We start from the raw sequence: 12,325 nt of genomic DNA, 5'->3' as shown, positions 1-12,325 counted from the left end.
TCAGGTACGTGGCAAGGTCACGCCGCGCTGGCCCTGGTACTTGCCGCCACGGTCCTTGTACGACACTTCGCACTCTTCGTCGGATTCCAGGAACAGCATCTGCGCCACGCCCTCGTTGGCATAGATCTTCGCCGGCAGCGTGGTGGTGTTGGAGAACTCCAGGGTCACGTGGCCTTCCCATTCAGGCTCCAGCGGCGTCACGTTGACGATGATGCCGCAGCGCGCGTAGGTGCTCTTGCCCAGGCAGATGGTCAGCACGTTGCGCGGGATACGGAAGTACTCCACGGTGCGTGCCAGGGCGAAGGAGTTCGGCGGGATGATGCACACGTCGCTCTTGATGTCGACGAAGCTCTTCTCGTCGAAATTCTTCGGATCGACGGTCGCCGAGTTGATGTTGGTGAACACCTTGAATTCGTCTGCGCAGCGCACGTCGTAGCCATAGCTCGATACGCCGAAGGAGATCAGCCGGTCCTGGCCTTCACCGCGCATCTGGCGCTCGACGAAAGGCTCGATCATGCCGTGCTCTTGCGCCATGCGGCGAATCCACTTGTCCGATTTGATGCTCATGGCGGTGTCCTGAAATAGCGTGGTGAAAAATATGCGGGCATCTTACCGGTCCGACGCGCCGCCATCAAAGGGCACGCAAGCCACGCCCGACGGGCATTGCGTGCGAATGCAAATAATCCTCGGCTGCCCATTGGCACTGCCCGGAAAAAGGGTTAAGGTGGCGCCACTGTGTTGCTTGTGTCACTGAGAATCTCTACAAGATGTTGAAACCGATCACCATCACCATGAATTTCCAGCTCTTTGCACTCAGTCTCGGCCAGGGTATTTCCTGAGCCGCAGTTCACTTTGTCCAAGGAGATGCATCATGTCCAATCGCCAAACCGGTACCGTCAAGTGGTTCAACGATGAAAAAGGCTTCGGCTTCATCACCCCACAATCCGGTGACGACCTGTTCGTACACTTCAAAGCTATCCAGGTTGATGGCTTCAAAACCCTGAAAGAAGGCCAGCAGGTTTCCTTCGTCGCTACCCGCGGCCAGAAAGGCATGCAGGCTGAAGAAGTACAAGTTATCTAACTTGCGCTGATTCGCTCGAAAAACCCCGCTTGAAAAAGCGGGGTTTTTTTATGCCCGCTTTTTGATGTGCTGCATGACCTCGGTGATAGGGAGCGAGCATGCTCGCCCCCACCCGCTCAGTCGTCGCTTACCGAAATGCTCGGCATCGCCGGGCTGGCGGCTTCTTGCAGGACGATGCGCGCCCCGACCTGGCGGGCCAGCTCCTGGTAGATCATGGCGATCTGGCTCTCGGGCTCGGCAATCGCGGTGGGCTTGCCGCCGTCGGCCTGTTCGCGGATCAGCATCGACAGCGGCAGAGAGGCCAGCAGCTCGACGTCGTAATGGCTGGCCAGCCTGGCACCGCCCCCCTCACCGAACAGGTGCTCGGCATGCCCGCAGTTCGAGCAGATGTGCACAGCCATGTTCTCCACCACGCCCAGCACCGGAATGTTCACCTTGCGGAACATCTCCACGCCCTTCCTGGCGTCCAGCAATGCCAGGTCCTGAGGCGTGGTAACGATCACAGCGCCCGCCACCGGGACCTTCTGCGCCAGGGTCAACTGAATGTCGCCGGTACCCGGCGGCATGTCGATGACCAGGTAATCCAGGTCGTTCCAGGCAGTCTGGGTCACCAGTTGCAGCAAAGCACCGGAAACCATGGGGCCGCGCCACACCACCGGGGTGTTGTCGTCGGTGAGGAAGGCCATGGACATGACCTCGACGCCATGCGCCTGAATCGGCACGAACCACTTCTGGTCCTTGACCTGCGGCCGCGTGCCTTCCGGGATACCGAACATGATGCCCTGGCTGGGGCCATAGATATCCGCATCGAGAATACCGACCCGTGCGCCCTCACGGGCCAGGGCCAGGGCCAGGTTGGCGGCGGTGGTCGACTTGCCGACGCCACCCTTGCCGGAGGCCACGGCGATGATGTTCTTCACGTTAGCCAGGCCCGGCACCTGCGCCTGGGCCTTGTGCGGCTCGACCTGGGTGATGACCACGACCTTCGCCGCCGTCACGCCTTCCAGTCCTTCGATGCCGGTGCGCAGCAGCTGCGCCCAGCCATTGCTGAACAGTGCGGCGGCATAGCCCAGCTGCAACTGGACCTCGACCTGGCCGCCCTGGATGTCGATGGTGCGCACGCAACCGGCGCTGACCGGGTCCTGGTTGAGGTAAGGGTCGGTGTACTGGCGAAGAATCGTCTCCACCGCTGCGCGGCTCACTGCGCTCATGGACTGGCTCCAATAGAAACTTGAGTAAAACAGGCGGCTATCCTACCCGTTATGACGAGCGGTGCCATGCTTTCGCGTGGTCAAGGGCTGCCAGGGTGAAAAAAAACGCGCGGGCCTTTATAGTGGCCGGTCCATGTTTGACTCAACTAAGTAGCCGAGCCCCATGTCCGAGCCACGCCAGATTCTCGTTACCAGCGCCCTGCCCTATGCCAATGGTTCCATTCACCTTGGTCACATGCTCGAGTACATCCAGACCGACATGTGGGTGCGGTTCCAGAAGCACCGCGGCAACCAGTGCATCTACGTGTGCGCGGACGACGCCCATGGCTCGGCCATCATGCTGCGCGCAGAGAAGGAAGGCATCACCCCCGAGCAGTTGATCGACAACGTCAAAGCCGAACACAGTGCCGACTTCGCCGACTTCCTGGTGGACTTCGACAACTTCCACTCGACCCACAGCGAAGAGAACCGCGAGCTGTCGAGCCTGATCTACACCCGCCTGCGCGACGCCGGGCACATCGCCACGCGTTCGGTCACCCAGTACTTCGACCCAGACAAGAAGATGTTCCTGGCCGACCGCTTCATCAAGGGCACCTGTCCGAAATGCGCGGCAGAAGACCAGTACGGCGACAACTGCGAAAAATGCGGGGCCACCTACGCGCCGACCGAACTGAAGAACCCCAAGTCGGCGATCTCCGGCGCCACGCCGGTGCTCAAGGACTCCAAGCACTTCTTCTTCGACCTGCCGGCCTTCGAGGCCATGCTCAAGCAGTGGACCCGCAGTGGCACCCTGCAGGACGCCGTGGCGAACAAGATCGCCGAATGGCTGGACAGCGGCCTGCAACAGTGGGACATCTCCCGCGATGCGCCGTACTTCGGTTTCGAGATCCCCGACGAGCCGGGCAAGTACTTCTATGTGTGGCTGGACGCGCCTATCGGCTATATCGCCAGCTTCAAGAACCTCTGCGCACGCCGCCCGGAACTGGACTTCGATGCCTGGTGGCAGAAAGACTCCAGCACCGAGCTGTACCACTTCATCGGCAAGGACATCGTCAATTTCCACGCCCTGTTCTGGCCTGCCATGCTCGAAGGTGCCGGTCTGCGCAAGCCGACCGCCGTCAACGTGCACGGTTACCTGACCGTGAACGGCCAGAAGATGTCCAAGTCTCGCGGCACCTTCATCAAGGCGCGCACCTACCTGGAGCACCTGTCGCCGGAATACCTGCGTTACTACTACGCCGCCAAGCTGGGCCGCGGCGTGGACGACCTGGACCTGAACCTCGAAGACTTCGTGCAGAAGGTCAACTCCGACCTGATCGGCAAGGTGGTGAACATCGCCAGCCGCTGCGCCGGCTTCATCCACAAGGGCAACGACGGGGTGATGGTCGACAGCAACATCGCGCCGGAACTCACCGACGCCTTTCAGGCCGCCGCGCCGTCGATTGCCGAAGCCTACGAAGCTCGCGACTTCGCCCGCGCCATGCGTGAAACCATGGCCCTGGCCGACCGTGCCAACGCTTTCATCGCCGACAAGGCACCTTGGGCGCTGGCCAAGCAGGAAGGCAAGCAGGATGAAGTCCAGGCCATCTGCGCACTGGGCATCAACCTGTTCCGCCAGCTGGTGATCTTCCTCAAGCCGGTGCTGCCGAAGCTGGCGGCCGACGCCGAACAGTTCCTCAACGTGGCACCGCTGACCTGGAACGATCACAAGACCCTGCTGGCCAACCACAAGCTGAACCCTTTCAACGCGCTGATGACCCGCATCGACCCTGCCAAGGTGGAAGCCATGGTGACTGCTTCGAAGGAAGACCTGGCGGCAGCCAATGCGCCGGCAGCGCCGCAGGGCAACGGCGAATTGGCCAAGGACCCGCTGTCGCCGGAGATCGAATTCGATGCCTTTGCCGCCGTCGACCTGCGCGTGGCGCTGATCGTCAAGGCCGAGCACGTGGAAGGTGCCGACAAACTGCTGCGCCTGACCCTGGACATCGGCGACCAGCAGCGCAACGTGTTTTCCGGCATCAAGAGCGCCTATCCTGACCCGAGCAAGCTCGAAGGTCGACTGACCATGATGATCGCCAACCTCAAGCCGCGCAAAATGCGCTTTGGCGTATCGGAAGGCATGGTGATGGCCGCCGGCCCTGGCGGCGAGGAAATCTACCTGCTGAGCCCGGACAGCGGCGCCAAGCCGGGCCAACGCATCAAGTAATACCGAGCCGGGGCCCGGTAACCGCCCTGTACGGTGGTTACCGGGCTTTCGCCTGTGTGGCGTTACGGTTTTCATGGGTAACCAGAGCATGAACCTCATTCAGCGCATCGACGCCCTGCTGCCCCAGACCCAGTGCGGCAAGTGCGGCCATGCCGGCTGCCGTCCCTATGCCGAGGGTATCGCAGCCGGCGAAGCGATCAACAAATGTCCACCTGGCGGCCAGGAAACCATCGCCGGGCTTGCCCAACTGCTGGGCACGACAATCCTCCCTCTGGAGGCCCAACGCGGCGTTGCACCCGCCCAGGTGGCCTACATCCGGGAAGCGGAGTGCATCGGTTGCACCAAGTGCATCCAGGCCTGCCCGGTGGACGCCATCGTGGGTGCGGCCAAGCAGATGCACACGGTTCTGAGCGAGGAATGCACCGGTTGCGATCTGTGCGTGGCGCCCTGCCCGGTGGATTGCATCGACCTGCTGCCCCTCACCGCGACCATCCCCTTGGTGGGTGACTGGCCGCTGACCGCCGAGCAACGACAGGTCCGGGCACGCAAACGTGATCACGCCAGGCAGCGTTTCGAACGGCGCAGTGCGCGCCTGCAGCACGAACGTGCACGCCGCCTGGAACGCAACGTGAGCCCGCCGCCCCGCATGAGCCAGCCAGCTGTCACGGTTGCGCCGTTGACGAGCCAGGAAGACCAGGCACTGAAGCAGGCACGCAGCGAGCTGAACATGAGCCGGGCACGCCTGAACAAGTCGCTCAGGGCTTTCGGCCACCCGCCCACCCGTGAACAGGCCATGCGCCTGATCGAGCTGAAGGATCAGGTCGAAGCCGCCGAGCAGGCACTGGCGCGTCTCGAAGCGCTCTCCCCCACGCCCGTGGCGGTACCGGTAGCGACATCGCCGGTCGACCTCAAACGTGCCAAGATCCAGCTCGCCATGGCCAGGGCCAGCCTGAACAAAGCCCAGGCCGCCGGCGCCGACGCCGAACAGCTCGCCCGCTTGAACGCCCAGTTGCACAGTGCAGAACAGGCGGTGCAGGCCGCTCAACAGCCATGAGGGCTCACAGAAGCCCACCAGGATACCGACCATGAACGCCGCCAAACGCCAGGAAATCTTCCGTAGGCTCCATGAGGACAACCCGGACCCGAAGACCGAGCTGGCCTACACCACGCCCTTCGAACTGCTGATCGCCGTGATTCTGTCCGCACAGGCCACCGACGTCAGCGTCAACAAGGCCACGGCACGCCTTTACCCGGTGGCCAACACGCCTGAAGCGATCTACGCCCTCGGCGTGGAAGGTTTGTCGGAGTACATCAAGACCATCGGCCTGTACAACAGCAAGGCCAAGAACGTCATCGAGACCTGCCGCCTGCTGATCGAACAGCACAACAGCGAAGTCCCGCAGACCCGCGAGGCGCTGGAGGCCTTGCCCGGCGTGGGGCGCAAGACCGCCAACGTAGTGCTCAACACTGCCTTCCGGCAGATCGCCATGGCAGTAGACACGCATATTTTCCGGGTCAGCAACAGGACCGGCATCGCCCCCGGCAAGAATGTCGTAGAGGTGGAGAAACAGTTGCTGAAGTTCGTGCCAAAGAACTATCTGCTCGACGCCCACCACTGGCTGATCCTGCACGGGCGCTATGTTTGTGTGGCGCGCAAGCCCCGCTGCGGCAGCTGCCGGATCGAAGACCTGTGCGATTACAAGCACAAGACCTCCGACGATTGAGCGATAGCGTCAATTCGTGCCGAACGATTGAAAAAATCTTTTTTACCCGTTTTGGGTTTGACGTTATAAGGAGCGCCAACACAGCCTAAGCCTGGAGTCACCTTGCATGAGCACTGGCAAAGAGCAACTGGATGTAGACGTAGAAGATGAGTTCGCGAGCGAAGCGGACGATGCCGAAGCTCCAGCAGCGGAACCGGCAAAGACCAATCTGAGCAAGCGCCGCACCATCGACAATCTCCTTGAAGAGCGACGCCTGCAAAAAGAATTAGCCGACTACGACTTCGACATCTAGGTTTTGTACGAAAAGTGCCTGCGCTCGGCCATGCTGCGTTAAAAACAGGCTCGGAATGCTCATTTACTCCAGTAAACTCCGCTTCCTCGCCTGTTTTTGCCTTGCCTGACCTTCGCTCGCCGACTTTTCGTACAAAACCTAGAGCCTCCTCCGTTCATGCCAAGCCTCTCCAGAAGAGAGGCTTGCACAGACAGCTCCGGCGCCCTCCCCCGGCGCTATACCAGTCCGTTTCTCTGCGCCAGTTCGATGAGATCCACCAGTGAGTGGGCATTGAGCTTGAGCAACAGACGTGTCTTGTAGGTACTCACCGTCTTGTTGCTGAGGAACATGCTGTCAGCGATTTCCTTGTTGGTCTTGCCCCGTGCCAACTGCTGCAGCACCATCATCTCACGCCCCGACAAGCGATCGACCATGTCGGCCTCGCTGGCATTGCCCATGCTGGAACGCACGGTATGCAGGGCCTGGTTGGGGAAGTAGCTGTAGCCGGAAAGCACGGCCTTGATGGCGCTCAGCAGCTCGGTGAGGTCCTGCTGCTTGCAGACGTAGCCTGCCGCGCCAGCCTGCATGCAGCGCATGGAAAAGTGCCCAGGCGCCTGGGAGGTGAGGATCAGCACCTTGAATGGCAGCGCCATGGCCGAGAGCCGCGCGATCACTTCCAGGCCATCGAGCTTGGGGATACCGATGTCGAGGATCACGATATCCGGCAGATGCTCGCGGGCCAGTTGCAGGGCATCCACACCGTTGTCCGTTTCGGCGATAACCTCATAACCATGGCGTTCCATCAGCATCCGTACAGCAAGGCGAATGACAGGATGATCATCCACGATCAGCACTTTATTCATGGGGCAGTCCAATTTTGCTTTTCGAATTTTCGGAACCAGCACAATAGCCTAGTCGTTTAGTGGTTTGCATGGCGCCCCCCCCTGGAGACTAACAGCCAAAGACCATTCCCACTCTTAGAACAGAACTTTCCTACAAAACTTGCCGCAAGCCACTGGTTATCAATCCTTATCATACGCTTCCCCCTCTAAATTCCAGTGCAGCAACTTAACTGGCTGACAGACCGGCAACTTGCCCCGCCCCCCTTTGCTACAGGCATGCCGTAGACGGAAAAACCGCGAGACAGAGCGGTCAGCAACGCCCCAGAAGTAGCACCATGCTGAAATCCTCGCACGCCCGAGGCGTGGACACGGATAGACCAGGCAACTTGCCATTACCTGAATCCGCCGAACGGTTCTGTTCGGTAATAGCTGGGAGCTACTCAACGATACAGGCCGCGCACATTGCCAGCCTCCCTTGGCGAGCTGTCTTTCCCGGCGCGGAAGTTCGAGATCAAGGCAATGCGAAGAGCCATCTGCCAGCAGCAGGTTTAAAAACTACACGCAATGGAATGGCTTTTTCGTACACATAGCTATTTCAGGAGATAGACCACAACACATTAGGAAATACCTTACAAAATATTGTTCGAATATTTTCCGCCACTACCCCCCTCACGAATTGCATTCGCACGCCGCCAATGGCGGCGAGCTAATACCATCTCCAACTATTTTTCCATAGCAACGGATTGAAACAGGAAATGTACTACAACACTAACAGACGGCTTTAAAGAGCGCGTAAGACACTTACCACAGGCTTAATTTGATCGCTGCAACAGGCCATTTTTTTCTTGATTTTCCTATTTCCAATCGTTACTTTTTCGGCAACCAACTCATTACTTGATATCCACAAACAACAAATTAGATGAGCACTTTCAGTAACAGGGCACATACATCGCTCTTGTTCACGAGTGTTTCACAAGGATGCTGCCTGCCAGTAGAAACGAAAGGACTCGAACAACATAAACATGGCCATTCAATTTATCGACATGTCGACCTGAAGTTCAGGTCCCGATGATTCTTCTTGAAAAGGCCATGTGTATAACCATGTTCAAAAAGGAATGGATCATGAAGAACAAGCACTCCCTTTCACCCTCACACTCACCAGCGCCGCTGGACCTGAGCGCTGCAGTCGAGGCCTTTGTCGCCCAAGGCGGCGTGATTGACGTTATTCCCGACACTGAAACGACCGATGCCCCGCCTACCCCTGTCGACGATCCCGCGACCACCGAAGCCGAAACACTCGCCAAGCTGGAACAGCTCAGGGCCCTGGTTGCCAAGGGGGCGGGCGTTTCGTCCCTCCAGTACTCACTGCGGATGAATCGCAGGGACATCCGCCAGCTGGCCCAGCAACATGGCATCAAGATCAACTTCAGTCGCCCTGTAAGAGTAAAACGCCCGGCCAATATGCCTCCGGACCGGGATATCGACGATATCGTCGCCGGGCATGCCATGCACTATTCCAGCCTTGGCTACAGCGTGCCGGAAATCGCCCAGTTCCTCGGCCTGAGCGTTCGTCAGGTTCTCGACCTGGGCAAAGCCTACCGCTTCGAATTCAGAGCGCCGCCCCCGGGCGACAAGGCCTGAGCCGGCGCATGCCTCTGACAAACTCCGGCCGGGCATGTCGCAGCCGAAGGCTTCTGAAGACACGCGCCCAAGGCGCCCTGCGGCGGCCTCACCACACGATCGTTCTGCGAGAAGGCTCATGACCAACCTCACTTGCATCACCCAACCCATCACTGTCATCGCCCTGTTTGCCGCGCTCTCGGAGGCCTCGGCAGCCACTGTGCTGCCGCATCTGGATGCCGGCAGCCGAGAGGTCTACATCTGGTTCCTGATCGGTTTTCCGTCAGCGCTGGTGACGCTGTTCTTCCTCACGCTCAATTTCAATCCCAGGGTGCTGTATGCCCCTCGCCCTGGCAGCGCCGCCGCAAAAGCCCCCGAGAAAAACCGAAATGGCACAGGTTAATGTGGGAAAAGTAAACGCAAACACGGTACTTAAACTATCGAGCTATTAGGAACTTGCAAAACCTGATAGTCGATAATCAGTTAGACACTCACCGGCCCGCTCTGTTGATTCCTGATAGATACGCAACGCGTGCAGGCAAGTCTAAAGTTGCCCTGTGTCCGGTTTCAAAATGCTCGAAGAGCATGGTGACCCCCTTACATCTCGGTACAACCACACGCATCCAACGCTCAACTGAATGGAACTACCATGTCGAAGTTAAAAGAGTTCCGTGATTTGGAACATGCCCTGAAACGGCAGCAGGAAAAGCTCGAACGACTTGCCCATAACGAGCAACTTTCCAGGCTGCTTGAATTCGAAGAAAAATTGCTGGCGCTGCTCAAGCGGTACAAGCTGACCTTGCGCGACTTGAAGGACGTGGCACAAGCCAACCCGCTCTGCACCCAAGAGGACAGCGCACGCTATGGCGCCACAGGGCACAAGACACCCAGGGCCTCAAGAAAACGCATGAATGGGACGAAAAGCGGCGGCCAGGAGAGATAGCGACGGCTGGATGCCCCCCGCAAATGCAGCCCCGCTCGGGGCTGCATCGGCAGCGGCAATCAGAAGAACTTGCGGTTCTTGTTCGCCGCGATACGCATGCGCAGGGCGTTGAGCTTGATGAAGCCAGCCGCATCGGCCTGGTCGTAGGCGCCGCCATCTTCCTCGAAGGTCGCGATGTTGGCATCGAACAGCGAGTCGTCGGACTTGCGCCCCACCACGATCACGTTGCCCTTGTACAGTTTCAGGCGTACCACGCCGTTCACGTGGGCCTGGGAAGCGTCGATCATCTGTTGCAGCATCAGACGCTCTGGGCTCCACCAGTAGCCGGTGTAGATCAGGCTGGCGTACTTGGGCATCAGCTCGTCTTTCAGGTGAGCGACTTCGCGGTCCAGGGTGATGGACTCGATGGCACGGTGAGCCTTGAGCATTATGGTGCCGCCAGGGGTCTCGTAGCAGCCACGGGACTTCATGCCCACGTAACGGTTCTCGACGATATCCAGACGGCCGATGCCGTTTTCGCCACCGATGCGGTTGAGTTCGGTCAGCACCTGGGCAGGCGTCATGTCCTTGCCGTCGATGGCCACGATGTCACCGGCGCGGTAGGTCAGTTCGATGTAGGTCGGCGTGTTCGGCGCGGCTTCTGGCGACTTGGTCCAGCGCCACATGTCTTCTTCGTGCTCGGTCCAGGTGTCTTCCAGCACGCCGCCCTCATAAGAGATGTGCAGCAGGTTGGCATCCATGGAGTAAGGCGACTTCTTCTTGCCATGGCGCTCGATCGGGATCGCGTGCTTCTCGGCGTAGTCCATCAGCTTCTCGCGCGACAGCAGGTCCCATTCACGCCATGGTGCAATGACCTTGACGCCAGGCTTGAGTGCGTAGGCACCCAGTTCGAAACGCACCTGGTCGTTACCTTTGCCGGTCGCGCCATGGGAAATGGCGTCAGCACCGGTCTCGTTGGCGATTTCGATCAGGCGCTTGGCGATCAGCGGACGGGCGATCGAAGTACCCAGCAGGTACTCACCTTCGTAGACGGTATTGGCACGGAACATCGGGTAGACGAAGTCGCGCACGAACTCTTCGCGCAGATCGTCGATGTAGATCTCTTTGACACCCATGGCCTGGGCCTTGGCGCGAGCCGGTTCGACCTCTTCGCCCTGTCCCAGGTCAGCGGTGAAGGTCACCACTTCGCAGTTGTAGGTATCTTGCAGCCACTTCAGGATCACCGAGGTATCCAGACCACCGGAATACGCCAGTACGACCTTGTTTACGTCCGCCATGCCATCACTCCACGGGGTTGTACGGAAAACCGCTGATTCTACCCCTCAAAGCCGGAGATTTACAGTAGCGCGACAGCTTGTGACCTCCAGGCGACAGCCGTGTACCGCCGGGAGGTCAGGAAGTCTTGGCCGCCGCCGCCGCGCCGCTGGCAGTCGGCGCAGGCGCGGGGGCCGAAACGGGTGCTGCGGCAGGCGCAGCCTCGGCGGGGGTCGCAGGGGCCGGCCGCTCGGTCGGCGCCACGCGCTCCAGATGCACGTTCACCCGCCGGTTACGTGCCCGGTTGGCGTTGTTGGTGTTGGGGACCAGTGGATAGCGCTCGCCATGAAAACGTAGAGTGATCTGCTCTTCCGGCACGCCATTGGCCTTGAGGTAATCCATGACCGCCAGCGCACGACGACGGGACAGGTCGCGGTTGGTCAGGCGGTTGCCACTGTTATCCGAATGGCCATCGAGTTCGACGTGATTGACCGTCGGATCGGCTTTCATATACGCCAGGATGTTGTCCAGGCGCGCCTTGGCCTGGGCGTCCAGATCGATACCGCCCCCTGGGAACCCGACTTCCGCTTGTTTGATCTGATCGAAGTTCATCGGCAGCAGCTTGGCCGTGCAGCTCTGGTACTCGCCGAAGGCTTCGCGAAAGCGCGCCGGCAGCAGGCGGACTTCCATGTTGCCGCCACCGTCGCGCACATAGTGACGAATCACCGGGCTGCGCCCTTCGAGCAAGCCGTTGATCAGGCGTCCGGCCTGGGCCTGGGAGGTGTTGAACGGAATCTCGCCATTGCTTACCCGTACCGACCCCAGATTCAGGTCACCACGTCCGGGCTGCCAGGGGGCGGCCGCCGCCAGCAGGGTCGCCGAGCCACTGCCCATCACGTTGTAGGCGGCCTTCAGACGGAAGGTCGCCTGCTCGCCGGCACGACGCACGAATTCACCGGCACCGAAATCGGTGATCGGCTGGCTCAGACGACACTCGAACTGATCGCCCTCGACTTTCCATTCGACTTTTTCCAGACGGGTCTGGAAGTTCACGGCCATCGCTGGGAGGCTGGCGAACAGGCTGATCAGGGCTAGATATCGCTGGCGCACGGGAGGCTCCACGTAAAAAAATGACCGCAAAACAAAAAATACCCACCTACAGCCAATCTATCG

Annotated in this window: 12 protein-coding genes and 1 pseudogene; 8 read left to right on the top strand and 5 right to left on the bottom strand. The window is 59.8% G+C overall.

What is annotated here, in order from left to right; genetic code table 11:
* Positions 1–567, bottom strand: coding sequence for a dCTP deaminase (gene dcd, locus RRX38_RS22125; RefSeq protein ID WP_011059604.1), 567 nt, complete (start codon positions 565–567; stop codon positions 1–3).
* A gap of 304 nt (positions 568–871) precedes the next feature.
* On the opposite strand from dcd, the gene RRX38_RS22120 reads away from it, so the two are divergent.
* Positions 872–1,081: a cold-shock protein gene (locus tag RRX38_RS22120; RefSeq protein WP_295470953.1), complete on the top strand. Its 210-nt coding sequence runs from the start codon at positions 872–874 to the stop codon at positions 1,079–1,081.
* A 116-nt stretch (positions 1,082–1,197) separates the two neighbouring features.
* On the opposite strand, the gene apbC is transcribed toward RRX38_RS22120, so the two are convergent.
* Positions 1,198–2,292, bottom strand: coding sequence for an iron-sulfur cluster carrier protein ApbC (gene apbC, locus RRX38_RS22115; RefSeq protein WP_315960672.1), 1,095 nt, complete (start codon positions 2,290–2,292; stop codon positions 1,198–1,200).
* A gap of 163 nt (positions 2,293–2,455) precedes the next feature.
* On the opposite strand from apbC, the gene metG reads away from it, so the two are divergent.
* From metG to RRX38_RS22095, 4 genes are all read left to right on the top strand, one after another.
* Complete coding sequence (gene metG, locus RRX38_RS22110) at positions 2,456–4,498, top strand: methionine--tRNA ligase (protein ID WP_315960671.1); 2,043 nt, start codon at positions 2,456–2,458, stop codon at positions 4,496–4,498.
* A gap of 52 nt (positions 4,499–4,550) precedes the next feature.
* Entirely contained in the window at positions 4,551–5,552 is a 1,002-nt protein-coding gene (gene rsxB, locus RRX38_RS22105) for an electron transport complex subunit RsxB (RefSeq protein WP_315962722.1), read from the top strand.
* A gap of 31 nt (positions 5,553–5,583) precedes the next feature.
* Positions 5,584–6,222: an endonuclease III gene (gene nth / locus RRX38_RS22100; RefSeq protein WP_295470957.1), complete on the top strand. Its 639-nt coding sequence runs from the start codon at positions 5,584–5,586 to the stop codon at positions 6,220–6,222.
* Positions 6,223–6,328: 106 nt separating this feature from the next.
* A complete protein-coding gene (locus tag RRX38_RS22095) occupies positions 6,329–6,514 on the top strand; it encodes a PA3496 family putative envelope integrity protein (protein WP_295470959.1) in 186 nt (61 codons plus the stop codon).
* Positions 6,515–6,729: 215 nt separating this feature from the next.
* Here the strand turns inward: RRX38_RS22095 and RRX38_RS22090 are convergent, their stop codons facing one another.
* On the bottom strand, positions 6,730–7,356 hold the full coding sequence (locus RRX38_RS22090; RefSeq protein ID WP_295470960.1) for a response regulator transcription factor: 627 nt from the start codon (positions 7,354–7,356) through the stop codon (positions 6,730–6,732).
* Positions 7,357–8,457: 1,101 nt separating this feature from the next.
* Here RRX38_RS22090 and RRX38_RS22085 point away from each other — a divergent pair.
* The 3 genes and pseudogenes from RRX38_RS22085 (at position 8,458) to RRX38_RS22075 (ending at position 9,898) form a co-directional block, all read left to right on the top strand.
* Positions 8,458–8,976 carry a hypothetical protein gene (locus RRX38_RS22085; RefSeq protein ID WP_315960670.1) on the top strand — a complete coding sequence of 173 codons (519 nt, stop codon included), beginning with the start codon at positions 8,458–8,460 and terminating at the stop codon, positions 8,974–8,976.
* Positions 8,977–9,094: 118 nt separating this feature from the next.
* Positions 9,095–9,301, top strand: a pseudogene (locus tag RRX38_RS22080) (hypothetical protein); the annotation flags it as partial.
* A gap of 303 nt (positions 9,302–9,604) precedes the next feature.
* On the top strand, positions 9,605–9,898 hold the full coding sequence (locus RRX38_RS22075) for a hypothetical protein (RefSeq protein ID WP_315960668.1): 294 nt from the start codon (positions 9,605–9,607) through the stop codon (positions 9,896–9,898).
* A 59-nt stretch (positions 9,899–9,957) separates the two neighbouring features.
* On the opposite strand, the gene RRX38_RS22070 is transcribed toward RRX38_RS22075, so the two are convergent.
* Together RRX38_RS22070 and RRX38_RS22065 are read right to left on the bottom strand one after the other, a co-directional pair.
* Positions 9,958–11,175: an argininosuccinate synthase gene (locus tag RRX38_RS22070; RefSeq protein ID WP_315960667.1), complete on the bottom strand. Its 1,218-nt coding sequence runs from the start codon at positions 11,173–11,175 to the stop codon at positions 9,958–9,960.
* Between the two features lie 115 nt (positions 11,176–11,290).
* Entirely contained in the window at positions 11,291–12,262 is a 972-nt protein-coding gene (locus RRX38_RS22065) for a flagellar protein MotY (protein WP_315960666.1), read from the bottom strand.
* Positions 12,263–12,325 lie beyond the last annotated feature (63 nt).

The organism is Pseudomonas sp. DTU_2021_1001937_2_SI_NGA_ILE_001, from assembly GCF_032463525.1.
GTDB lineage: Bacteria > Pseudomonadota > Gammaproteobacteria > Pseudomonadales > Pseudomonadaceae > Aquipseudomonas.
Note: the sequence above shows the minus strand (reverse complement) of the source record. Positions and strands in the feature narration are given on the sequence as shown.